Origin of the sequence: Bombella pollinis (assembly GCF_026385485.1) — a bacterium.
In the GTDB taxonomy this organism is placed as follows: Bacteria; Pseudomonadota; Alphaproteobacteria; order Acetobacterales; family Acetobacteraceae; genus Bombella; species Bombella pollinis.
Window position 1 is genome coordinate 186,809 of record NZ_JANIDX010000005.1, and the last position, 23,429, is coordinate 210,237.

Consider the following 23,429-nt stretch of genomic DNA (forward strand, 5'->3'; position numbering starts at 1 on the left):
CCCATCTCATTTCATTACTAAGCGGCGATTTATCACTCTTATTAGGATGAAACAACAAGAGGGTGACCACAACCGGCCACCCCCTTATCGCCTTAGACAGGGGAAAGACGCAAGCCCCCTCCCTGCTTTAGGTTAGACGCCTCAGTCCTCTGAGCTACGACGACGAATAGCCGCACCCAGAATATCACCCAAAGACGCCCCGGAATCAGAAGAACCATACTCATCAATGGCTTGTTTATCTTCCTCAACCTCACGACCGCGAATCGTCAATGCCAGCTTACGAGAAGCACGGTCTAGGCCAACAACCTTGGCATCGACCTTCTCACCAACGGCAAAACGCTCTGGACGCTGCTCGCTCTTATCGCGGGCCAGCTCACCACGGCGGATGAAGCCTGTCAGCACATCATCAACCTTGACCTCGATCCCGTTGCTCTGCACAGCAGTCACAACACAGGTTACGACATCACCTTTATTAATGCGCTCCAGCACATCGGCAGCAGGGTCTTCCTGAAGCTGTTTAATACCGAGAGAGATACGCTCTTTCTCAGCATCAACGTCAAGAACCTTAGCCTGAACGACTTGGCCCTTGTCGTAACGCTTCATGACCTCCTCGCCGGACTCATCCCAAGAGAGGTCGGACATATGGACCATGCCATCAATATCGGCAGACAGACCAATGAACAGGCCGAACTCTGTGATGTTGCGGATCTCACCTTCGATGATGGAGCCAACTTTATGCTCCTCAGCGAACTGCTCCCAAGGATTGCGCTGAACTTGCTTCAGCCCCAGAGAGATACGGCGTTTTGCGCTATCGACATCCAGCACCATGACCTCAACCTCCTGAGAGGTAGCCACGATCTTGCCCGGATGGACGTTCTTCTTCGTCCAGGACATCTCAGAGACATGAACCAGACCTTCAACGCCCGGCTCCAGCTCAACAAATGCACCGTAATCGGTGATGTTGGTCACGCGGCCTGTAAAGCGCGCATTGACAGGATACTTAACAGCCACATTCTCCCATGGGTCAGCCTCAAGCTGCTTCATCCCCAAGGAGATACGCTGTGTATCGGAGTTAAAGCGGATCACCTGCACGCGAACGGGCTGGCCAATCTGCAACGCTTCGGACGGATGATTAATGCGCTTCCACGCAATATCTGTCACATGCAGCAGACCATCCACACCGCCGAGATCAACGAACGCACCGTAATCGGTGATGTTCTTGACCACGCCATCAAGGATCATCCCTTCCTTCAGGCCCTGAATCAACTCAGAACGCTGCTCGGCACGGGTCTCCTCCAGCACAGCGCGGCGGGAGACGACAATGTTACCACGCGCACGATCCATCTTCAGAATCTGGAAAGGCTGCGGCTGGCCCATCAACGGCCCGACATCACGCACGGGGCGGATATCCACCTGGCTACCCGGCAAGAAGGCCATCGCCCCGCCTAGATCCACCGTGAAACCACCCTTCACGCGACCATAAATCGTGCCATTAACACGCTGATTATGAGCGAATGCGCCTTCTAGTGCAGTCCATGCTTCTTCACGGCGAGCCTTCTCGCGTGAAAGAACGATGGAGCCATCGCGATCCTCGTAGCGTTCAATGAACAGCTCAAACTCATCGCCCGGCTTAATGTCCGGTGTTGCACCCGGCGGGCCAAACTCACGCAGAGCCACGCGGCCTTCACTCTTGAGGCCAACATCCACAATCACATGGTCATCCGTCAGGCGGATAACGCGACCGCGGACAACAGTGCCATCAAACGCACTGTCGCTGCCCAATGTCTCTTCCAACAGGGCTGCAAAATCTTCTTTACCGTGTTCCGGTGTATTCTGAGTGGCAGAAGCCATGTATTTCCAGCATTCCAGAGCGTCGCAGCCTATGCCCGACACTCAGCTATGCGCTATTCCCCCGACTATCGAAGCCTCAAGAAACAGCGTCTCCTCCCAACCCCACAACCCGGAGTGGAAGTTATCATCATCACAATACCTTATATTCCCGTTTTAGGCATATAAGGCCGTAACATTACGGGTTGTGTAATATTACGCTACCACCACAACACGCTTGGAGGGGGGACTGTCAATAACGAAGTGTGAAATCACACCCGAATAATCCCTTTCTCCTGCAAAATCTGGCATACTTTCTCTAACACGGCAGCGGCATCAAGCCCATCAGTCAAAATCTGCACAGCATCCTCCGCAGGACGAAGCGGAGCCGTTTGACGTGAGGCATCCTGCCCATCGCGCGCATTAATGGCGGCCACTTCCGCCGCTAACGCTGCCGAATCGGTACAAGACTGGCCATAACGCTGGATGTAACGCCGCTGGGCGCGGACCTCTGGCGAGGCCGTAATAAAAAACTTCGCCGTAGCTTGGGGGAAGACGACCGTACCAATATCCCGCCCATCCACAACCGCGCCACGCGCACGGGCAAAGAGACGTTGCCGCTCTAGCAACGCTGCGCGGACCTCTGGCTCCTTTGCCACGAGAGAGGCTGCACGATCCACCTCTGGCGTGCGTAAATCATCGCGGCGCATATCCTCTGGCATAAGCTGGCGAGCTTGCTCTGGCCCGTCATGGGCGGGGTCACCACCTTGGTTTAGCACACGGCGAGCCACAGCGCGGTATAGCAACCCGGTATCAAGGTAAGGCAAAGCCAGTACCTCCGCTAATTGCCGCGCTAATGTCCCCTTCCCCGCCGCCGCAGGCCCATCAATCGCGATGATAGGGTATTTCATGCCATGCTTGCTCATGCCGTAAGCCCCGCACCAAGGTGATTCATCAAGGCCACAAAACCGGGGAAGCTCGTCTCGATAAACGCTGTATCATCAATATGGACGGGTTTTTCTGCCGCAAGCCCTAACACGGTAGCACTCATCGCTAAACGATGGTCCATATGGGTTTGCACATGCCCACCACCGGGGAGGCGGGCTTGGCCCTCAATAATCACATCATCACCTTCCACCTGCACCTTTGCGCCATTTGCCTCTAGCAACGCTACGGTGGAAGCGAGGCGGTCACTCTCCTTCACCCGCAATTCGGCAAGGCCGCGCAAGCGTGATGTCCCCTCCGCAAAAGCACAGGCCACAGCGAGAATCGGATATTCATCAATCATGGAGGGCACGCGTATGGCAGGTACATCAACACCCTTTAGCCGCCCAGCGCGCACATGAAGGTCCCCAATGACTTCCCCGCCCTCAATGCGCTCATCGCGTATCTCTAGTGAGGCCCCCATCTCCTTGAGGGTTTTAAAGAGGCCTGTACGTAACGGATTCTGCCCCACAGCCTCTATAACAATGGACGACCCCGGCACAAGCAACGCCGCCACAACGGGGAAAGCCGCTGATGATGGATCCCCCGGTACCAACACATCCTGAGCCACCAAACGCGCTGGACCTTTTAGCGTGATGCGCCGCCCTGCCTCTGGTAGCTCCTCCACCTTCACCTCTGTGCCGAAATGACGGAGCATATTCTCGGTATGATCGCGCGTCGGGGCGGGCTCCTCCACCACGGTTTCTCCTTCGCAATTCAACCCTGCGAGCAGGATAGCGGACTTCACTTGGGCCGAGGCCACTGGCAAGCGATAATGCAATGGCTTGCCTTTACCAGTCCCCTCCACAGCCATAGGCAGCTTCTGCCCCGCACGGGTGACGAATCGCGCCCCTGTCTCGGCCAAAGGCACGCTCACACGCCCCATAGGCCGACTGCGCAATGAGGCATCACCTGTCATGATGCTCATAAAAGGATGCGTTGCCAGCACACCGCTCAAAAGCCGCGCTGCTGTACCAGAATTACCCATATCCAGCACATCGGCAGGCTCTTTAAGCCCAGCTACGCCACAGCCCTCCACAACCCATTGCGTGTCCTTGCGTGTTACCTTGGCCCCTAAAGCGCGCATAGCCTCAGCCGTGCGGAGAACATCTTCTCCCTCCAATAAGCCGGTAATGTGCGTCCGTCCTTCTGCAAGGGCTGCGAACATCAAGGCACGATGGCTGATGGATTTATCCCCCGGCACACGGACCCGCCCCGCTAAGCCAGCAGGAGCAGAGGAAACTATCAAAGGGCGTTGTGCTGTCATAATTTTACGTCACATTATCTCGGTTTAGAGCGTTTGATTCTGCGAGGTTACAGCATCTAAAGGGAAAAGTCTGTCCCCTTCCTTATCATGAATGATTTGACAGGCGGGCATTTCGGTGGCATGGGCCAAACACTTCTCTTTTGTGGCAATACGGGCTTCCAAGATTATGGCAAAACCAGAACTCGGTCTGAAACGAACTTGCGTCGATTGTAATGCGCGCTTTTATGACCTCAACAACATGCCAGTTGTCTGCCCTAAATGCGGCACAACCCAGCCAAGCCACCTCTCCCGCTTGAAGAAAGAGGACGAGCTCGCAGACGAGAAAGACAAAAACCTCTCCCAAGAGGACCACGAGGATGATGTGGACCTCGATACAGGCGAGGATGATGATTTGGATGATGACGATGACATCAGCAAAGATATTGAGGTCTCAACCGATAAAGATGAGCGTGACGACTCCTAAATCACGCTCTCATGCTCATCCGGGGTCATGCCCCCCTAAAGGGGAGGCCCTTGCGCACCTCCCCGGCAAAAGCCGTATCCTCCCTTGGGTGCGGCTTTTTTCTATTGCCCATTTTCTAGGCTGCGCTGCCATTCCGCTCCCCATCATGGCACAGCCCACCGCAATAGCCACCCTCACCCAAGAGCTAAACCAACGCGATAGTGCCACGGCTGTGTTACAACAACGCTGCCCTATCCCCATAACGGCACGCTTATTAGGCGCAGACGCTCCGGCTTCCCTCCATAATGAGGCACGTCATGCCCTCAACGCCCCTTCTGATGGCCACTTAACCACCCGCCATGTACTCCTCCTCTGTGAAGGTACGGCACTTTCCGAAGCGTGGAATCTTTACCTACCAGACCGCCTCACCCCACAAGCACGCACACTTTTAGCCGATGGTCATACACCCTTTGGCCGCGCTGTGGGGGAAGGGCATTTCTATCGCCAACGTCTGAGTCGCCCTATGGGGAGCCTCCCGCCGCTTATCATCATAGAAAATCGCGCCATTCTTCGCCGCAAAGCAGACGGCAAGCCTTTGGCGTATCTGATAGAACGCTATAACCGCGCGGCTCTAACGCCTGTTACAACGCCGGGGGCGACCAGTTTAAATGTTGTCCCCCATCAGGGGCGAGCATCTGCCCCGTAACAGATGGCAGCATGAGGAACATGCGGGCAATCGCCGCAATTTCCTCAACATCTGCCCCACGATGCAGCGGTGTACGCTGGCACATCGCCTCAAAATGCTCCAAAGACTGCCCAGCAGCCGGCAAGACCGGGCCGGGGCCAATCGCATTTACCCGCACGCGTGGGGCCAACCCCAAAGCCATCGTACGCGTCAAGCTCCATAAAGCAGAGCGCGCTACTGTATAGCTGACAAAATGCGGCGTGAGATTCCATACGCGTTGGTCCAACATATTCACAATCAGACCTTCAGCCCCCTCTGGCAGGGCCTCCGCCATGGCTTGGGAGAGCACAAAAGGCGCACGGAGATTTGGCTCCATATGTGCATCCCAACTCTGACGCGTCACACTGCCAAACTCATCCCGCTCAAACACTGATGCATTATTGATGAGCACCCCCAGCGTGCCAAGCTGGGCGATAACATGCTCCATCATCGGCAATAAGGCGGCCTCATCGGCAAGGTCTGCCTGCACCACACAGCCCCGCCCGCCAATCTGGCGCAATAGGCCTTCGGCCTCATCCCGGCTGTTACGATAATGGATAGCAACGGCAAATCCTTCCGCTGCCAGCATCTCCACCATTGCCCGGCCAAGACGCCGCGCTCCACCCGTCACTAACGCCACACGCGGCATGTGGGGCGAGAGACCCACCATCCTATAACGCCTTGCGTGAGGACATAGCCGCAGCCAATGTGCCTTCATCTAACACATCTAACGCCCCGCCCATCGGGACGCCATGACCCAACCGGCTCACAATCACCGGGTAAGGGGCGAGCTTTTCTTGCAGCCAATGAGCCGTTGTTGCCCCTTCCACCGTGGCCCCTAGGGCAAGGATAACCTCCTTCACCGCGCCTTGCTCCACATGCTTCATCAAGCCCTCAAGGTTTAAATCCTCCGGCCCGCAGCCTGAAAGAGCAGAAAGAACCCCACCTAACACCTGATACCGCCCGCGATGCATCCCTGCACGCTCCAACGCCCATAAATCACCCACACTCTCCACCACACAAATGACAGACCCATCACGCTGCGGGTCCGCACAAAGAGAGCAGGGGCTACAGCTATCCAAATTGCCACATTCTGGGCAGGTTTGAATCGTCTGCGCGGCCTGCTGCATCGCCCCCATCAAGGGCTGTAAACGTGTCTCTGGGGCTTGCAAAAGGGCTAAGGCCGCCCGCCGTGCCGAGCGTGGGCCAAGGCCGGGTAAGCGGGCAAGACGAGTGATAAGAGCGTCAATCTCAGGGCTTATACGCACGGTCTATGATGGTCCTCACTTTTTAGAAGGGCAAGTCCATGCCCGGTGGTAACTGCAACCCACCTGTCACCTGCTTCATCTCCTCAGCACTGGTAGCTTCAACCTTTGTGCGTGCATCAGCAAAAGCGGCCAGGATTAAATCCTGCAATGTTTCCATATCCTCTGGGTCTGCCAATTTGGGGTCGATAGTAATGGCTTTCAACACGCCTTTCCCCGTCATGCTCAAACGAACAAGGCCATTACCTGCCGTACCCTCGATCTCCAAGCGTTCCAACTTCGCTTGGGCTTCCTTCATGCGGGCTTGCATTTGGGTGGCCTGCTTCATCATACCAGCCAGATTCTTCATAACATCACTCCTCCAAAAAAGGGCTGCTTATTCAAACTCATCCTCATCGGCATAATCGGCATCCGGTGGGGCGAACTCAAAACCAGGGGGGACATCCTCCCCTAATGGAACAATCATCTCTGGTGGGAGGCCATAATCATCCAACGTATGATCTCGCACCTCGCCAATTTCTGCTTTGGGAAAACGCTGTAAAATCGCTTTAACAAGCGGATGTTGCTTTGCTTTATCCTTATGCAAAGCAATAATCTCCGCCCCCTGCTCATCTAATGTCGGCTCCCCCGCCGCCTCGGAGGGCAGAACCTCCCACCGGCCGGGATAAAGCCGCTCTAACAGCGCGATAAGCGTCCGAAAAGCCTGCCTTTTACGCTCCTTATCCTCATCAGCAATGCGCAACACAACGCGGGGCGGGGCAAACTCTACCAAATGCCCCAAATGACGCAACACACCATGAAGATGCGCCTCTTTTTGCTGGCCTACCAACGCCACCATTTCCCGCCAGCTACGCGGCATGGGGGGAATACTCCCTTCCGCCTCACCTAAGGTCGGTTGAGGCATGATTGGTGCAGCAACGGTGCTCCCATTCTCGGTTGCTAAGCGCAAAGGCTGCGGGGCGGGGCTGGTTTGCGCCTCTGCCTCCATAGCAGACTGTGGCTGCGCCATCGCACTCCCCCGCACTACGGGGCCAGAAGGTACATTCTGCCCCTGATGAGACGCTGTAGAAGAAGGCGTTGCCACGGCACGGCTTGAGGGAAGCTGCTGTTGCCCCATATGCTCCGCTGGCCCTGCCGCCCCACGAGGTGACGCCCCACCAGATGGCCCGTTTGGGTGCGCTCCTCCCGCCGTTTTATGAAGCTCTGCTGCGGGAACCTCCTGCAACTGACGCACCAAATGTGCAGGGGTTGGCAGTAAACTTGCATGGCAGAGGCGAATCAAAACCATTTCGGCCGCTTGACGGCGGTCGGGGGCCATATCGACCTCTGCCAGACCTTTCAGCACTAATTGCCATGCACGACCTAAAACGCTCGCCCCGACATGCTCAATAATCACCCCACCACGAACACGCTCCATCTCTGGCAGCTCGTTCCCTTCGCGCAGGCTAGGCAGGGCCTTAAGGCGCGAGAGCAGATGCAGCACATCCAGCACATCGGTCAGCAACACGCCAAGGTCTGCCCCCCGGGCATAGGCTTGCCCTGCCATGGTGAGGACCTCAGCCACCTGCCCACGCAAAGCCGCCTCTAAGAGGTCGAACACCAAGCCACGGTCTGCTAGACCAAGCATATCCGCTACCGCAGCAGTATCGGACGCCCCTTGGGCAATCGCTTGGTCAAGCAATGACAACCCATCACGCACCGAGCCATCAGCTGCACGCGCGATGAGCGATAAAGCCCCTTCCTCCAGCGTTGCCCCTTCTTTTTGGGCAATGCGCGCAAAATGCTCAGCCAACATAGCTTGCGGTACACGTTGGAGGTCAAAACGCTGACAGCGCGATAAGACCGTGACAGGAACCTTCCGCAATTCTGTCGTAGCGAAAATGAACGTTACCTGCGCGGGAGGTTCCTCTAGCGTTTTAAGCAACGCGTTAAACGCATTGCGCGAGAGCATATGCACTTCGTCAATAACAAAGACCTTCGTCCGCGCTTGCATAGGGCGGAAGCGGGAGGCCTCAATAATCTCGCGCACATCATCCACACCTGTGCGAGAGGCTGCGTCCATCTCCAGCACATCGGGGTGACGGTCCGCCAAAATAGCCTTACAATTAGGGCAAACTCCGCATGGCTCCGCTGTTGGGCCGCCTTTACCATCTGGCCCGACACAATTAAGCGCGCGGGCAATAATCCGAGCGGTTGTGGTCTTACCCACACCGCGCACCCCTGTCAGCATAAAGGCATGTGCCACACGCCCCACAGCAAAAGCCCGCCGTAAAATACGGACTAAACTCTCTTGGCCGATGAGGTCATCAAATGTTTGGGGGCGATATTTACGCGCTAAAACACGATAAGGCGTACCCTCCCCTGCCGAGGGAGCAGCCTCCAGCGGGGCAGCATCACCAAAAAAGCCTGCACCACCTTCTTCCGGGGGAAGGGGCAAAGCATCATCATCCGTCACGGCTGTTCTGGCCTCCCACAGCTCTCATGTTCTGGAAAAGACCACGCGGAGGGCATTTCTCTAAGCCTGCAGACTTTGTACCTCCAAAGCCTAACAGGTGGAAGACCGGACACCCGACCCGATACGATCTCACTACGGCTGCTCCCTTCCGGGCCTGACCGGGTTCGCAAGTCAACCGCCCAGGGCCGATCTCCCACGCGGCTTCTAGCATGAAAGGTGGGGGGGATGGCAAGCCCTTTACGGAGCGACAGCCCCACCACCGGGATGGCGCGGGTCCGCCACCCCGTAAAACGGCCCGACCGCCTTAGCAGAAGGCTGCATACCCAAACGTGGCCCACCCACCAGAATTGCCTCTGTAATCCCCCATGGGCGATGCGCGATGAAATGATACCCCATATGCTCCAACGTCTTTTGCACCTCGGGGCTAAGCGCGCCGCTCTCCATCTCCACACTATCTGGCTTCCATTGCTCATGCAGGCGTGGGAGATCAACCGCTTGGGCCAAATCCAACCCGTAATCCACCACCCCCAATAAGCTTGAAAGCACAATGGTCGGAATACGCGACCCGCCGGGGCTACCAGTGACCATAACCACCTTGCCCTCACGGCTAATAATCGTAGGCGACATGGAGGAAAGAGGCGTCTTACCCGGGGCAATCGCATTAGCCGCAGACCCAACAAGGCCAAACATATTCGGCTCACCAGGCTTGATGGAAAAATCATCCATCTCATCATTCATCCAAATGCCGGTCCGCCCGCCCATAACGCCAGCCCCAAACCAACCATTGAGCGTATAGGTTGTGGAGACCGCCATACCTTGGGCATCAATAGTGGAGAAATGCGTTGTCTCATGCTTCTCCTCCGCTGGCTCCACCCCAGCATGGGCCACATGGCTAGGGCCGGGCTGACCGACAAACAAAGCATCGGATGAAATAGCATGATGCGCTGGTAAAGCTGCGCGAATCTGTGCCGCATAGGCGGGGTCTGTTAAATAAGAGACCGGATTTTGCACAAAAGCGGGGTCGCCAAGGTCACGCCTGTCAGAATAAGCATGGCGCATCGCCTCAATCTCGTAACGCACAGCTTGCGCGCTATGTAACCCCAACTGGGTCATATTATAGCCAGAGAGGATGTTCAGAATCTCACATAGCGCAACACCACCCCCACTTGGGGGCGGGGCAGTCTCAATCTGATAGCCCCGATAAGCACACCGTATGGGCTCCATAAAACGCGGCTTATAGGCGTGGAAGTCCGCCTCTGTAAGCAAGCCACCCCCTAAGCGAGCCACACGCAAAATCTCCGCCGCAATCGGTCCGTGATAAAATGCGCGGTCACCTTGTTGAGCAATTAACGCTAAAGAGCGCGCTAAACCGGGCTGGATAAGCCGGTCCCCTACAGCAAGCTCTGACCCATCAGGGCGAAGGAAAATACTGCGCGCATACTCATCTTGGCGGAAATAATCTGTCGATGTATGCAAAAGCTCCACATCGCCTTCCTCCAGCACAAAGCCATCTCGTGCGAGAGCAATGGCTGGGGCCATATCCTGCGCACGGCTTAACCGCCCCCAGCGTTTACGCACAGCCTCCAACCCGGCAACCGTCCCCGGTACCGCCACAGCTTGCCAACCAATGGTAGAGAGGCCCGGCTTCACATGCCCTGCAGCATCTACATACATATCAGGCTGTGCCCGCAAAGGGGCATGTTCGCGGAAGTCGATAAACACAGCTGGGCCATGCGAGGGGCGAAGGGTCATAAACCCACCCCCACCCAGATTTCCCGCTGCGGGATAAACGACGGCTAACGCATAACCAACAGCCACCGCCGCATCTGCTGCATTACCGCCTTCACGCAAAATACGCGCTCCTGCCTCTGAGGCTAAATGCTGAGCGGAGACCACCATCCCCCGCTCCCCTCTAACCAAAAGGCCGGGGCGGGTTGTATCTGGCCCATAAGCAAGGGGGTCATGGTCGGCACTAAGCGGCTCTGCTTGGCAAAAAGGCACCATGCCAACGCACAATGCCCCGATAACCAGCCGCATTGCTCTCTTACGCCACGCCATCATACCCCCTCTACCCCCTTAAACAGCGTAAGGCGGCTTTGTGTAACCACGCGGTGAGAGAGTAAAAATCTCGTACCCATCTTCTGTCACACCAAGCTGATGCTCAAATTGAGCGGACAAAGAGCGATCCCGCGTCACAGCTGTCCATTCATCAGCGAGGACTTTCACATCCGGCTTACCGAGATTCAACATAGGCTCAATGGTGAAGACCATACCTGCCTCCAAAACCGTGCCCTGACCGGGCCGCCCGTAATGGAGAACACTCGGGGCTTCATGGAAACTACGCCCAATGCCATGCCCACAAAAATCCCGCACGACACCAAGGCGATGCTTCTCCGCAAAGCTTTGAATGGCATAACCAATATCCCCCAGCGTTGCACCGGGGCGGACCTGCTCTATCCCCAGCATAAGGGCTTGATAGGTCAAGTCGATCAATTTCTCTGCTTTGCGCGGGGGCTTGCCCACCACATACATGCGCGATGTATCACCATACCACCCGTTTAAGATGGAAGTGACATCAATATTAAGTACATCACCTTCCTGCAAACGCCGCTCACCAGGGATGCCATGACAGACAACATGGTTCAGCGAAATACAGCATGACTTAGGAAAGCCATGATAATTCAAAGGAGCCGGTGTGGCCCCATGAGCTAACGTATAATCATGGATGATTTTATCCAACTCACCCGTTGTAATACCGGGGCGGACATGCTCGGTAATCATATCCAGCGTTGCCGCGGCTAACTGCCCCGCCGCTTTGAGGTGCTTAAAATCCTCTGCCGTATAATGCTGGATATTACGCCCATCTTGAGAAGCCATACCGTTTGATAGTCCTTATACTTACTTAAAAAGCCCCTTACCCATGCACCCCTCTGGCAATCATCCTCATCACCACGAGATTAGGAGCGATGATGCCCACGATGGGAGGCCCACGCATGATGCAACCCGCGCGAGGCTGCATGAGCATGATAACTTACTAACATAACATCACGATGCAAATGCCGACCGCGCACAGCACGATGCTCCCCACGCCATGCCACAGCATAAGCCCCCGGCTTCTGGAGGAGAGGCAACGGCGTCTGACCCGCTTTGGAGAAGCCATCATTCAACAAAGAAATCATCGTCTCATTACGGCTAGTATTGCTAGAAGCCCCCATCTCAACAGCGATTAAACGCGTCTCCCCTTGTTGGGCGGAGCTTACAAGATTATGGCCAGCAAGATCGGTATAGCCTGTCTTGAAACCATCCGCCCCCTGATACACACCCAAAAGCGGGTCATGATTTGGAATCATATGACGGCGGAAAGCAAATTGCCGCACACCGAAATAATGATAATATTGCGGATAATCCCGCAACAGAGAGCGAGCAAGCACGCCTAAATCCCGTGCTGTCGTCACTTGATCAGGGTCTGGCAAACCAGACGCATTGCGGAAGGTCGTATGGGCCATCCCCAAACGACGCGCTTGGAAGGTCATATGCGCCGCAAAGCGTGTTTCATCCCCACTACCAAGATACTCGCCCAGCACACAAGCGGCATCATTAGCGGACTTTGTCACCAAAGCGAGAATCGCTTGCTCCACTGTAAGATGCGTACCCGGCCTTAGCCCTAATTTGGAAGGTGCTTGTACAGAGGCATGGATGGAGACAGGCATCTCATCATCCAACGTAATGGTCCCACGCTCCAACGCTTGGAAGGTGAGATATAATGTCATCATTTTTGTAAGAGATGCGGGATAACGCTGAAGATCCGCATCTTCCTCCGAAAGCACAGCTCCTGTCCGCGCATTTAGGACAATGGAAGACACATGGCCTGCAAACTGCGCTCGCGCTGTACCAGCGAACGTTACCAAGCCCACAGCAAACGATAACAAAGTACGGCGAAAGAGCGAGTGCATCAGGACAAATTATCCTTACAGAAACAGGGCAGAAGACGCAGAATAAGGCATTTTTTAGAACCTTCTTTTGTAGCCTGTCTAGCTAATTTCCACACAGATGTTCAACATTTAAAGATTCTTTAATCATTGACCAGCACTTCATCACATCTATGTTACGTTCTTATAAAGGATCTCCCCTCTCTCTCCGCTAAAAGACCTAGCAAACAGCCCCTTGTGACGAATCGCGCCAATGCAATGCAGCTGTGCTGTACGCTATCATCCCATAGGATTCTTACTTTTTCCTGCTAAAGTAATAGCCAGCCCTCGCGAATTATTAGGAGACACCCCATGCAGCGCAGGCCCTACGGAGCAACATCGCACCCTCCTATAGACGATGCCAACCCAGACGTGCCTGTTTGTGCAGTGCAAGAAGATGCACTTACCAACCAAAAAACAGAACTTACTTATCCCTCTATGTATAAAGTTCTGCTCCTTAACGATGATTATACGCCAATGGACTTCGTTATATTTATCTTAGAGCGTTATTTTGCCAAATCACCTGATGAAGCCCGCCATATTATGCTGGAGGTTCATAATCGTGGTAGTGGGGTTTGTGGCATCTTCACCTATGAGATTGCTGAAACCAAAATCGGGCAAGTCATGGACCTAGCCCAGCAAAACCAACATCCTCTGCAATGCACCCTTGAGAAAGCGTAAACGCATTGCCACCTCTAATTGCGGTTGATGTTCGATAACTTTCTGTCCCGCAATTCATCATTCTGACATGGATATGTGTCACAAGGAGCGCATTATGTTGTCAACCACACTCGAACAGACGCTTCAGCGCGCCCTCATCATTGCCGGGCAGAACCAGCATGAATTCATCACGCTGGAACATCTCCTCCTCGCTCTTTGTGATGATCCTGATGCAGAAATAATCTTCTTAGCATGTCAGACAGACATCACCCATCTCCGCCAGGCGTTAGAGCGATTCCTCCTTAGTGAACAACGCGCTGTTATTCGCCCCGACCTAGAGGACGCCCCCCAACCGACAACAGCATTTCAGCGTGTGATTCAACGCGCAGCGGTTTATATCCAAAGTTCAGGCTACCCCACCATGACAGGCGGACATATCTTAATCGCTATGTTTGCGGAGAAAGAAAGCCATGCCATCTTCTTCCTCCAACAGCAAGGTCTTACCCGGCTGGACGCTATTCGTGCCCTCCAACAAGAGAACCAAGCCTCATCACAACACGAGGAGCATCACCACAAAAAGGCACGGCACTCACGCAAAAACAACGCCGCCTCTGCTGAAAACGGCACAGAAGGGGACACCAAAGAAGCCCTGCGCACATATTGCACTAACCTCAATGAGCGCGCCTACCATAATAAAATCGACCCTCTTATTGGGCGTGAGGAGGAGGTTAATCGCGTCATCCAAATCCTCTGCCGCCGTACCAAGAATAACCCCCTCCTGGTTGGGGATCCGGGTGTAGGTAAAACGGCTATTGCCGAGGGTTTGGCTCAAAAAATCATACGCGGACAAGTACCCGCCATCCTCGCCGAAGCACGCCTCTATAGCCTAGACCTCGGAGCCTTACTCGCTGGGACACGCTATCGCGGTGATTTTGAAGAACGCCTCAAAGCTATTATTAATGAGCTAGAGGAAAATCCTAATAATCTGCTCTTTATTGATGAAATCCACATGCTTGTTGGGGCGGGAGCTACCACAAATGGCTCTATGGATGCGTCTAATCTACTCAAACCCGCTTTAGCAGCAGGGAAATTGCATTGCATTGGCTCCACCACTTACCAAGAATATCGCCAGCATTTTGAGAAAGACCACGCCTTAACCCGGCGTTTCCAAAAGATTGATGTTGCCGAGCCTTCTCAAGCCGATACAATCCGCATCCTCCGTGGATTAAAGGACCGTTATGAGGACCATCACGATATCCGCTTTACCGACCCCGCCATTCGCAGTGCTGTAACACTCTCTGCGCGGTACATTCACGACCGTAAGCTCCCCGACAAAGCCATTGATGTCCTTGATGAAGCCGGGGCGGCCTGCCGCCTGCTTCCCAATAGCCGCAAACGCCGTACAATCGGAGTGAAGGATATTGAGGCTACGATTGCCCGTATTGCCCATATCCCTCCCCGTCATCTCTCCACTGATGATCGTACCGTCTTGCGCCATTTACCAGAGGAGCTACGCCGTGCCGTTTATGGGCAAGAGCCTGCTCTGGAGGCTCTCTCCTCAGCGGTCATGCTGTCTCGTGCAGGCTTGCGCGATACGGAAAAAACCATCGGCAGCTATCTTTTCTCCGGCCCGACAGGGGTCGGCAAAACAGAAGCCGCACGGCAATTAGCAAAATCGCTCGATATTAAGCTGATTCGCTTTGATATGTCGGAATATATGGAGGCACACTCCATTTCCCGGCTAATTGGTACCCCACCCGGTTATGTCGGCTTTGAACAAGGCGGGCTTTTAACAAGTGCCATCGACCAAAACCCCCATGCTGTCTTACTGCTTGATGAAATTGAGAAGGCCCATCCAGACCTCTTTAACCTTCTCTTGCAGGTCATGGACCATGGGAAATTAACCGACAACACGGGCAAAACGGTCGATTTCCGTAATGTTATCCTCATCATGACCAGTAATGCTGGGGCGAGTGACCTCTCCAAAGAGGCTATCGGCTTTGCCCGCACAGCGCGTACAGGCGATGATGAAGACGCTATAAAACGACTCTTCTCGCCAGAGTTCCGCAACCGCTTAGATGCCATCATCCCCTTTGCACCGCTCAGCCCGGATGTTGTCACCCATGTAGTAGAGAAGTTTGTTCAGCAGCTTAGCAACCTATTAGCGGCTAAAAATATTACCCTCCAACTCACCCCAGCAGCAAAGGCGTGGCTTGTTGAGCATGGATATGACCGTACAAATGGGGCTCGCCCACTTAGCCGCTTAATACAAGAGAAAATCAAAAAACCTCTATCGGAAGAAATCCTCTTTGGCACCTTAGCCAATGGCGGGAGTGTCAAAATCGGTGCGCGTGAGGGAGAGCTTACCTTCACCCTTTCTGCCGCCACATCATCTACACCTCCTACTAACGCCCCAACAAAAGGCCAATCAGCCAAAGGCACTCCAACAAAAACCCTCACCCCGGCTTAGGCTCTAAAAGCCTGCCGGGGCACGGGAAAGCGTTATTGGTAACGCTGGCCATTTACACTTACAAACCCCGGCCATGGCCACTGGCGGCTTGTGCCATGGTGGGTCCAGTCCAACCCTTGCCGACTGGGCCCATCATAATAATACCGCCCTTGAACCTCGACATGATCCCCCACTTTCACCCATGGCCATGCAGGGGCGCGCATTTCATCAAGATTTGAGACGATGCGCAAAGGAGTCCCCCCCGCTACAGACATCAGAAAATAACCATGCTGCCCGCTGCGGCTTTGGCGCGCTCGATAAACATGCACGACCGTCCCACAAATATGCTCTGGCATGTCCAAATGCTGCCCGTAAGGAATCTGCTTATGGGCAAATTGCTGATTATAATGGGCCTGATCCTGCACAAAACGCTGATTATCACATTGCGCGGGCATCGTAGCCTCTATCGCCGTCTCAGCTCTTGCAGGGACTAACCCCACCCCACTGGCCAAAAGCCCCAATAAGCCTGCTCGTACCATCATTGACCATGAAAAGCGCATCATCTCTCCTTTCCTCCCCTCTTTCCCCATCGCCATAGCAGGAGTATCGTAAGGGAGATTTCATCATTACGGGGACTTTCCCGTTACGATAACCATAAGGGCTAGCTGACTATAACGCCATCACGCACCTTGCTGATAAGAGGGAGAAGACCATGCCTTTGCACCATTTAAAGACCCTTCGTACACGGCTACAAAAGAACCAGCCCGCCTCACAAGGTACGCCTGTTACCTTCGCAGGGGCTTGCCCTACTTTTGAGGTCATCGCGCTGGGGGTTCGTAGTGGCGTTGCTGATGGCAACCTTTCATCCTACCTCATCCGCCCTCTTGGGACGAATGAGGCCGTGTTATGTGATGCTGGTACGCTCGGGAACGGGCTAAAACGGGCCGAGGCAAAAGGGGTACTAAATGACATCCCCATCATGCCCAACTCTGCCCTTAGCCGGGCTGGCCATGTCCTGAAGCAAACAGTGCGGGCTTATCTCATCAGCCATAGCCATTTAGACCATGTCGCCGGGTTAGTCTTCACCTCACCAGAAGATACGGCAAAGCCGCTTTATGCGCTCTCCCAAACAAACGCGATTTTAGCGGAGCATCTTTTTAATAATCGCGTATGGGGGGCCATGGGCGATAAAGGGCCAGAACCCCGCATTGGGAAATATAGTTACCATAATATGGAGCCGGGGCAGGCACAAATTGTACAAGGAACAGGCCTAACCATCACAGCATGGCCCCTTAGCCATGCCAGCACAACATCCACAGCCTTCCTCATCCAGCATGAAGGGCAGGCAATTCTCTATCTCGGCGATACACAAGCCGACCAAGCTGATGGCCCGCGTAACCTCCATAAATTATGGGAGGCTATCGCCCCCTTAGTGCAGAACAACACACTCAACACCATCATTATGGGCGCGACCTATCCCGATAGTCAGCCTGATGATGCACTTTGTGGCCAATTACGCCCTAAAGACCTCCTCGCATCACTGCGTGAGTTAGGCCATATTTGCGGTGGCCGCCATCATATCCGTGGGTTGCGTGTCATCATCACCCATGTGAAAGAAACCTTCCACGATGGGGAATGCCCCACGCAGCAGATTTATCGCGACCTCCAAGAAGGTAACGATATTGGGATTCACTTCCTTATGGCAGAACAAAGCGCGCGTTATCTTGTCTAACAACAAAGCGCGTACCATTCTTATAAAAAGACGAGCCTTCCTCACCACTATAGGTGCGGGAGGCTTGGGGCTATGCCAGACAGCATCTGCCAAACAAAGGCATCATCACGCTCAGCCCCACCACCATATTCCCCCCTCAGATGCGCCACCCCTTACAGCCCTCTCGGAAGCAACCCGCCAACAAATTAGCCAATTAATTGCTATTGCCCCCCATCGCTCCCGCCAAGAGCGCATCGTTCTGATGTCCCAATTTATGAAAGGGACGCCCTATCTCGCCCAGCCACTCATTGGCTCAGCCACCACGCAGGAAGAGCTCATCCTCTCATGGCGAGGGGTGAATTGCATGACCTTTGTGGAAATCATCCTCGCCGCTAGCCGCAGCTTCACAGTGGAGCAATTCATCCATGCTCTCATCGCTACGCGCTACCGCCATCATCATGTTACCTTTACCGAACGCCGGCATTTTTATAGTGATTGGCTATATGGCACGCCTATTCTGTGTCGCGACCTCAGCCCGCATTTTCCCTATGCCCAGCATATCTCCAAGACACTCAACCTCAAGCTCCCACCTACTTCTCCTGCCAATACGGCACCAGAAGACCGTTACCTACCGGGGATTCCACTTAAAAAACGGTTAATTACCTATCTACCAACAAAGCCATTATTAGATAATTTACATCACCATACCATAAAAACGCATATAAAAAGCGGTGATGTTATTGGTATTTACAGCCCCTTACCCGGGTTAGATGTCTTCCATATTGGGTTAGCCATTTGGCGAGGACACGAACTACTCTTTCGTAATGCCTCCTCCCTACCGGAGCATCGCTATGTTGTCGATACACCTCTAGCGGACTACCTAAAGGAAAGACGGGGCATCGTCCTCTACCGACCTATTTTGTAATGGAATGTAATTGCTACCTAGTAGCCAGACATAAAAAAAGGAATCCCTCCCCCTAAATACATAGGGAGAGGTAATCCTACACATGAAAAACCATGTTACCGTGGTTTCCCAACCGATTTGTCTAGATTCCTTTTACAAACATGCTGAACTCTGTCAATAATAATGAAAGGAAGATATTACATGACACCCCCCATTAAAGACTCCCTCCTCTTTGGTATTGACCTCGGCATTGGCTCTTGCGGGTGGGCTGTCTTAAATCAACAGCCACAAATAAACTACATTGAAGCCCTCGGCAGCTGGTGCTTCGACGTCCCAGAAACCGATAAAGAGCGCACCCCCACCAACCAAATTAGACGCACAAACCGCCTGTTACGCCGTGTCATCCGCCGCCGCCGCAATCGCATGGCCGAGATACGCCGTCTCTTTGCAGAGCATCACTTACTCAACGATGCCCATCCCGATGCGCTACGCCGCACCGGAGTCGACCCATGGGAGATGCGTGCCCAAGGGCTTGAACGTCCCCTCACCGCAGAGGAGTTCGCCACTGCTTTAGGCCATATTGCCAAACGGCGCGGCTTTAAATCCGCCGCTAAACGCGCCAAAAGCAATGCTTCGGCCGAAGATGGCAAAATGCTTGCCGCGATTGAGAAAACCAAAGAACGCTCTGCCCAATATCGCACTATTGGCCAAATGTTCGCCCGCGACCCAGACTATACCCAAAGACGCCGCAACCGAGATGGCTTCTTTGACCGCACTATGAGCCGTGATGATCTCCTCCATGAAGTCACCGTCCTCTTTAAAGAACAACAACGCCGCGGTAACCACTTCGCCACACCAGAGCTAGAAAAGGCGTTTATAGACATCGCCTTCCGCCAAAAACCTATGCAGGATAGCAGTACCCTTGTGGGCGATTGCCCTTTTGAACCCGGTGAAAAACGCTCCTCCCGCTTCTCACCCTCTTTTGAGCGTTTTCGCCTCCTCAGTCGCCTTGTTAATCTCCGCCTCACAGACGGCCCAGAGGAACGCCGCTTAACAACAGAAGAACTCCGCCTTGCTTATGAGAAAGCTGGGACAACAGCCAAATTGAGCGTGACAAGACTTCGTGAACTTCTCTCTTTACGCGATGACCAACGCTTTACAACCATTTTACCCACAAATGAGACAGAGGATATCGCCTGCCGCACGGGGGGCAGCTTGACTGGTACAAAGGCGTTTCGCTCCGTTTTAGGGGATTCTCTTTGGGAACAGTTACGGCCCTACCCGGCCATACTCGACCAAGCGGCTTGGATCATTAGCTTCCATGAACTTGCAAAAACAATCGCCGAAAAATTAAAAACGATCGAGGGCCTTCCTCAAGAGGCCTACACGCTTCTCTGCAAAGCAGTGGAGGATGGAAAATTCGCGCAATTTAAAGAGGCCTCATCTCTCTCCGACAAAGCAGCCCGCGCGCTCATCCCCTATCTGGAGCAAGGGCTAACCTACGATAAAGCCTGCACAAAAGTCGGCTATGATCATACCGCCACCGCTTTGCGCCAGCATGATACAATCGATACAAAAGCCAAGTTTAAAGCCTTGATGGAGGAAGTACGGGACAACATCACCAATCCTATTGCCAAAAAGGCCGTCACAGAAGGCATGAAGCAACTTTGGGCGATGCGTAACCGCTGGGGCTTACCCGGTGCCATCTGCATTGAACTTGCGCGTGATGTTGGCAACAGCCTTGAAAAACGCCGCGAGATTGAAAAAAATATTGAGGCCACGACCAAGAAACGCGAAAAAGAGCGCGAGGAAATACGCGAACTCCTTTCCATCAAAGACGTCCCCTCTGAGACATTGCTCCGCTACCGTCTGTGGAAAGAGCAAGGCGGCCGATGCTGCTATACGGATGAACCTATATCCCCCCACCAGCTTATCTCTGACGATAATAGCGTACAGATAGATCACATCCTGCCATGGTCACGCTTTGGGGATGATAGCTACAGCAATAAAAGCTTATGCTCTGCCAAAGCGAATCAAGAAAAACAAAACCGCACGCCTTATGAATGGCTCCACGGCATAAAAGGCCAAGACGAATGGGATAGATTCACCGCGTCTGTGGAGAACCGGAAAGAAACAAAAGGCATCAAAAAACGCAACTTCCTCCTTAAAGGCGGAAAGGAAACAGAAGAACGCTTCCGCAGCCGTAACCTTAATGACACGCGCTATGCCGCCCGCTTAATGGCAGAAGCCGCTCGCTTGCTCTACCCCGCTGGCCATCGCGGCGAGAAGGGCGGTAAACGGCGTGTCTTCACCCGCCCGGGAGCCTTAACAGCAGCCCTACGCCACGCATGGGGCGTTGAATCGCTCAAGAAAATAGACGGCGAACGCCTCCCTGATGACCGTCACCACGCCCTTGATGCTGTCGTTGTAGCCGCCGTGAGTGAAGGCGAAATCCAAAAACTGACCAAATCCTTCCAAAAGTGCGAGCAACAGGGCCTCCCACGCCCATTGCGCCATGTTCCCCCACCATGGGAGACATTCCGTGAGGATGTAAAGGCAGCCTATCACACCATCCGCGTTGCACGGCCGGAGCGTCAACGCGCACGCGGTGAAGGCCACGCCGCTACCATCCGGCAACTCCGGCAGGAGGAAAGCGGCCCTGTCATTTACGAGCGCAAAGCTATTGAAGCCCTCAAACTAACTGACCTTGCCAAAATTAAAGATCCAGAGCGCAATGAGGGGCTTATCACCGCACTTCGCCATTGGATTGAGGCTGGTAAACCCGCTGATGCCCCACCACGCACCCCCTGCAACATAGCCGGTGCTGGCCATGAGATACGCAAAGTGCGCCTTGCCACTAACAAAAAACCGGCTGTCCCCGTCCGTGGGGGCATTGCCGACCGTGGCGATATGGTGCGCACAGACATCTTCACCCGCCGCAATAAAAAGGGGAAGACGGAATGGTTCATGGTCCCCATCTACCCTCATCAAATTATGAACCGCACCCAATGGCCTACCCCACCTAATGCCGCAGTCATCCGTAAACCAGAGGAGCAATGGCCTGAAATGGGCCCTGAGTACACATTCCAATTCAGCCTATACCCACGCAGCTATATCCGCCTCTTTAAAAAAGGCGTGGTGATAGAAGGCTATTTTGCAGGGAGTAACCGCTCTACCGCCTCTATCGCTGTATGTGATGCTAACGATAAAACCGACTGCCAAACAGGAATCGGCATTAAAACGCTGGACCTCATCCAAAAATACGCCATCAACCGCTTTGGCGAGCTATCCCCCATTAAGCAGGAGACTAGGACATGGCATGGCGTTGCGTGCACATCTCCCGCCCAGCCCGACTAAAGCTCAAGGACCAACAGCTCCTTATCATGCAGGATGATGATACAATCATCCTGCCGCTAGAGGATATTGCCTGCTGCGTCCTCGATACACCACAAGTCACGATCTCCGGCGCGCTTCTCTCCGTTTTTGCTACCATGGGGGTCGCCTGCATCATCCCTGATGAGAAACATCACCCTGCTGGCATGCTGCTTCCATTCCATCGCCATTATGCCCAAGCGGATATCATCCAGTTACAGATTGGGGCCTCCCAACCGCTCCGTAAACGCCTGTGGCAAGCTCTAGTAACGGCAAAAATCAATAACCAAGCGGCTATCTTAGCTGCCCGCGCTCATAAGGATGCCAAAAAGCTACAAAGCATGGCTGGCTTGGTCACATCGGGGGATAAAGAGAATATAGAGGCTCAAGCTGCCCGCTTTTACTGGTCCCGCTTATTCCAGACCTTCCTCCGCGCTGATAGCACAGATAAACGCAACGGCTTACTTAATTACGGTTATGCCATCCTCCGCGCGGCTCTCGCTCGCGCCTGTGTTGCCGCAGGGCTTATCCCTTCATTAGGGCTTCACCATGCCTCCCGCACCAATGCCTTCAACTTAGTGGATGACCTCATCGAACCTTTCCGCCCCAGCGTGGACCATATGGTCGTCCATTACCTCCCTGAGGGCGACACTGCCACTGCCACCCTAGAAGACCGCCGCTTTATGGCAGGGATACTCACCCAAACCGTACGTATTGGGCAAGACAACATGACCATCCTCGCCGCCACTGAAACCATCGCAACGGATTTGGTTAAAGCCCTTGAACATAATAGTGCGGCCCTGCTGCGCCTCCCAACCCCTTTAGGGAAACACCCATGAAAGCTGAGGAGACTCGATTCTTGTGGCTCATGATTTTTTTTGACCTCCCCGTCCGCACCAAGCTCCAACGACGGCAAGCGACGCAATTCCGCAATTTTTTGCGTGATGATGGCTTTACTCCGTCTATGTTCGTGTTGGGCGTGGGCAAGATAGTATTGATAAACATATACGCCGTGTTCGCACAGCTTTGCCAAGAGAAGGCAGCATAAGGGCTTTGCAAGTGACTGATAAACAATATGGACGGATGGAAGTTATGCTCGGCCTCGCCAAAAAAACCGAGAAAGTAGGAACGAAACAGATGGTGTTGCTATGATTTTCGGCCATAAAAACAGCGAAAAATCATGCAACATCAATCTGTTACGTTCTAGCTAGCCTACCATAGACAAATCGGTAGGGAAACCACGGCTGAAGAAGTATCAGATACCTGCGGATCAGAAGCCTACCATAGACAAATCGGTAGGGAAACCACGGCGATAGAGCCGCCAATGCCGCCGAGACGTCCAGCCTACCATAGACAAATCGGTAGGGAAACCACGGCTTGAACTTATACTTGCATTGCCGC

21 protein-coding genes and 1 other RNA gene are annotated in these 23,429 nt (G+C 53.9%); 10 read left to right on the top strand and 12 right to left on the bottom strand.

Annotated features, from left to right (window positions below):
- Positions 1-141: 141 nt before the first annotated feature.
- The 3 genes from rpsA to aroA form a co-directional block, all read right to left on the bottom strand.
- Positions 142-1,851: a 30S ribosomal protein S1 gene (gene rpsA, locus NQF89_RS06575; protein WP_155573834.1), complete on the bottom strand. Its 1,710-nt coding sequence runs from the start codon at positions 1,849-1,851 to the stop codon at positions 142-144.
- A 248-nt stretch (positions 1,852-2,099) separates the two neighbouring features.
- On the bottom strand, positions 2,100-2,753 hold the full coding sequence (gene cmk / locus NQF89_RS06580; protein WP_196424786.1) for a (d)CMP kinase: 654 nt from the start codon (positions 2,751-2,753) through the stop codon (positions 2,100-2,102).
- Positions 2,750-4,078, bottom strand: a complete 1,329-nt coding sequence (gene aroA / locus NQF89_RS06585; RefSeq protein ID WP_099027012.1) for a 3-phosphoshikimate 1-carboxyvinyltransferase — start codon at positions 4,076-4,078, stop codon at positions 2,750-2,752. Before aroA ends, cmk begins: the two co-directional genes overlap by 4 nt.
- A gap of 166 nt (positions 4,079-4,244) precedes the next feature.
- Here aroA and NQF89_RS06590 point away from each other — a divergent pair, with 166 nt between their 5' ends.
- Positions 4,245-4,541 carry an FYDLN acid domain-containing protein gene (locus tag NQF89_RS06590; protein WP_155573835.1) on the top strand — a complete coding sequence of 99 codons (297 nt, stop codon included), beginning with the start codon at positions 4,245-4,247 and terminating at the stop codon, positions 4,539-4,541.
- Entirely contained in the window at positions 4,528-5,226 is a 699-nt protein-coding gene (locus NQF89_RS06595) for a hypothetical protein (protein ID WP_099027013.1), read from the top strand. Before NQF89_RS06590 ends, NQF89_RS06595 begins: the two co-directional genes overlap by 14 nt.
- On the opposite strand, the gene NQF89_RS06600 is transcribed toward NQF89_RS06595, so the two are convergent.
- The 8 genes from NQF89_RS06600 to NQF89_RS06635 all read right to left on the bottom strand — a co-directional run bounded on the left by NQF89_RS06600 (position 5,162) and on the right by NQF89_RS06635 (position 12,917).
- Positions 5,162-5,914 carry an SDR family oxidoreductase gene (locus tag NQF89_RS06600; RefSeq protein ID WP_266137810.1) on the bottom strand — a complete coding sequence of 251 codons (753 nt, stop codon included), beginning with the start codon at positions 5,912-5,914 and terminating at the stop codon, positions 5,162-5,164. The genes NQF89_RS06595 and NQF89_RS06600 overlap by 65 nt on opposite strands.
- A 1-nt stretch (position 5,915) precedes the next feature.
- Positions 5,916-6,512 (bottom strand): recombination mediator RecR, encoded by a 597-nt coding sequence (gene recR, locus NQF89_RS06605; protein ID WP_099027015.1) that lies wholly within the window; start codon positions 6,510-6,512, stop codon positions 5,916-5,918.
- Positions 6,513-6,534: 22 nt separating this feature from the next.
- Complete coding sequence (locus NQF89_RS06610; RefSeq protein WP_099027016.1) at positions 6,535-6,858, bottom strand: YbaB/EbfC family nucleoid-associated protein; 324 nt, start codon at positions 6,856-6,858, stop codon at positions 6,535-6,537.
- Between the two features lie 27 nt (positions 6,859-6,885).
- On the bottom strand, positions 6,886-8,964 hold the full coding sequence (locus NQF89_RS06615) for a DNA polymerase III subunit gamma/tau (RefSeq protein ID WP_266137811.1): 2,079 nt from the start codon (positions 8,962-8,964) through the stop codon (positions 6,886-6,888).
- A 97-nt stretch (positions 8,965-9,061) separates the two neighbouring features.
- An RNA gene (ffs, locus tag NQF89_RS06620) (signal recognition particle sRNA small type) lies at positions 9,062-9,158 on the bottom strand.
- Between the two features lie 43 nt (positions 9,159-9,201).
- Positions 9,202-11,025, bottom strand: coding sequence for a gamma-glutamyltransferase (ggt, locus tag NQF89_RS06625; RefSeq protein ID WP_266137812.1), 1,824 nt, complete (start codon positions 11,023-11,025; stop codon positions 9,202-9,204).
- 15 nt (positions 11,026-11,040) lie between these two features.
- Entirely contained in the window at positions 11,041-11,841 is an 801-nt protein-coding gene (gene map / locus NQF89_RS06630; protein WP_099027019.1) for a type I methionyl aminopeptidase, read from the bottom strand.
- Between the two features lie 80 nt (positions 11,842-11,921).
- Positions 11,922-12,917: a D-alanyl-D-alanine carboxypeptidase family protein gene (locus tag NQF89_RS06635; protein ID WP_155579661.1), complete on the bottom strand. Its 996-nt coding sequence runs from the start codon at positions 12,915-12,917 to the stop codon at positions 11,922-11,924.
- A 327-nt stretch (positions 12,918-13,244) separates the two neighbouring features.
- Here NQF89_RS06635 and clpS point away from each other — a divergent pair, with 327 nt between their 5' ends.
- Together clpS and clpA are read left to right on the top strand one after the other, a co-directional pair.
- Complete coding sequence (gene clpS, locus NQF89_RS06640; RefSeq protein ID WP_155579662.1) at positions 13,245-13,613, top strand: ATP-dependent Clp protease adapter ClpS; 369 nt, start codon at positions 13,245-13,247, stop codon at positions 13,611-13,613.
- Between the two features lie 94 nt (positions 13,614-13,707).
- Positions 13,708-16,062, top strand: coding sequence for an ATP-dependent Clp protease ATP-binding subunit ClpA (gene clpA / locus NQF89_RS06645; RefSeq protein ID WP_266137813.1), 2,355 nt, complete (start codon positions 13,708-13,710; stop codon positions 16,060-16,062).
- 32 nt (positions 16,063-16,094) lie between these two features.
- Here clpA and NQF89_RS06650 read toward each other — a convergent pair whose 3' ends face one another.
- Positions 16,095-16,604, bottom strand: a complete 510-nt coding sequence (locus tag NQF89_RS06650; protein WP_196424629.1) for a DUF3465 domain-containing protein — start codon at positions 16,602-16,604, stop codon at positions 16,095-16,097.
- Between the two features lie 149 nt (positions 16,605-16,753).
- Between NQF89_RS06650 and NQF89_RS06655 the strand changes: the two genes are divergently transcribed.
- The 6 genes from NQF89_RS06655 (at position 16,754) to NQF89_RS06680 (ending at position 23,180) form a co-directional block, all read left to right on the top strand.
- The gene (locus NQF89_RS06655; RefSeq protein ID WP_266137814.1) at positions 16,754-17,773 is read left to right on the top strand and encodes an MBL fold metallo-hydrolase; all 1,020 of its coding nucleotides are present in this window, start codon (positions 16,754-16,756) and stop codon (positions 17,771-17,773) included.
- Positions 17,766-18,677 (top strand): N-acetylmuramoyl-L-alanine amidase-like domain-containing protein, encoded by a 912-nt coding sequence (locus NQF89_RS06660; protein WP_266137815.1) that lies wholly within the window; start codon positions 17,766-17,768, stop codon positions 18,675-18,677. The genes NQF89_RS06655 and NQF89_RS06660 overlap by 8 nt, the downstream gene beginning before the upstream one ends.
- A gap of 180 nt (positions 18,678-18,857) precedes the next feature.
- On the top strand, positions 18,858-22,013 hold the full coding sequence (cas9, locus tag NQF89_RS06665) for a type II CRISPR RNA-guided endonuclease Cas9 (protein WP_266137816.1): 3,156 nt from the start codon (positions 18,858-18,860) through the stop codon (positions 22,011-22,013).
- Positions 21,971-22,867 carry a type II CRISPR-associated endonuclease Cas1 gene (gene cas1, locus NQF89_RS06670; protein WP_266137817.1) on the top strand — a complete coding sequence of 299 codons (897 nt, stop codon included), beginning with the start codon at positions 21,971-21,973 and terminating at the stop codon, positions 22,865-22,867. Before cas9 ends, cas1 begins: the two co-directional genes overlap by 43 nt.
- Positions 22,864-23,076 carry a CRISPR-associated endonuclease Cas2 gene (locus NQF89_RS06675; RefSeq protein ID WP_266137818.1) on the top strand — a complete coding sequence of 71 codons (213 nt, stop codon included), beginning with the start codon at positions 22,864-22,866 and terminating at the stop codon, positions 23,074-23,076. The genes cas1 and NQF89_RS06675 overlap by 4 nt, the downstream gene beginning before the upstream one ends.
- On the top strand, positions 23,034-23,180 hold the full coding sequence (locus tag NQF89_RS06680) for a CRISPR-associated endonuclease Cas2 (protein WP_266137822.1): 147 nt from the start codon (positions 23,034-23,036) through the stop codon (positions 23,178-23,180). The genes NQF89_RS06675 and NQF89_RS06680 overlap by 43 nt, the downstream gene beginning before the upstream one ends.
- Positions 23,181-23,429: the final 249 nt, after the last annotated feature.

Excerpts from the sequence above, each read along its gene's own strand:
- NQF89_RS06650 (WP_196424629.1), bottom strand. The coding sequence starts at position 16,604 with ATGATGCGCTTTTCATGGTCAATGATGGTACGAGCAGGCTTATTGGGG.
- NQF89_RS06675 (WP_266137818.1), top strand. The coding sequence starts at position 22,864 with ATGAAAGCTGAGGAGACTCGATTCTTGTGGCTCATGATTTTTTTTGAC.
- NQF89_RS06610 (WP_099027016.1), bottom strand. The coding sequence starts at position 6,858 with ATGAAGAATCTGGCTGGTATGATGAAGCAGGCCACCCAAATGCAAGCC.
- NQF89_RS06655 (WP_266137814.1), top strand. The coding sequence starts at position 16,754 with ATGCCTTTGCACCATTTAAAGACCCTTCGTACACGGCTACAAAAGAAC.
- ggt (WP_266137812.1), bottom strand. The coding sequence starts at position 11,025 with ATGATGGCGTGGCGTAAGAGAGCAATGCGGCTGGTTATCGGGGCATTG.
- cas9 (WP_266137816.1), top strand. The coding sequence starts at position 18,858 with ATGACACCCCCCATTAAAGACTCCCTCCTCTTTGGTATTGACCTCGGC.
- NQF89_RS06600 (WP_266137810.1), bottom strand. The coding sequence starts at position 5,914 with ATGGTGGGTCTCTCGCCCCACATGCCGCGTGTGGCGTTAGTGACGGGT.
- clpS (WP_155579662.1), top strand. The coding sequence starts at position 13,245 with ATGCAGCGCAGGCCCTACGGAGCAACATCGCACCCTCCTATAGACGAT.
- cmk (WP_196424786.1), bottom strand. The coding sequence starts at position 2,753 with ATGAGCAAGCATGGCATGAAATACCCTATCATCGCGATTGATGGGCCT.
- NQF89_RS06590 (WP_155573835.1), top strand. The coding sequence starts at position 4,245 with ATGGCAAAACCAGAACTCGGTCTGAAACGAACTTGCGTCGATTGTAAT.
- NQF89_RS06635 (WP_155579661.1), bottom strand. The coding sequence starts at position 12,917 with ATGCACTCGCTCTTTCGCCGTACTTTGTTATCGTTTGCTGTGGGCTTG.
- cas1 (WP_266137817.1), top strand. The coding sequence starts at position 21,971 with ATGGCATGGCGTTGCGTGCACATCTCCCGCCCAGCCCGACTAAAGCTC.
- rpsA (WP_155573834.1), bottom strand. The coding sequence starts at position 1,851 with ATGGCTTCTGCCACTCAGAATACACCGGAACACGGTAAAGAAGATTTT.
- aroA (WP_099027012.1), bottom strand. The coding sequence starts at position 4,078 with ATGACAGCACAACGCCCTTTGATAGTTTCCTCTGCTCCTGCTGGCTTA.
- map (WP_099027019.1), bottom strand. The coding sequence starts at position 11,841 with ATGGCTTCTCAAGATGGGCGTAATATCCAGCATTATACGGCAGAGGAT.
- clpA (WP_266137813.1), top strand. The coding sequence starts at position 13,708 with ATGTTGTCAACCACACTCGAACAGACGCTTCAGCGCGCCCTCATCATT.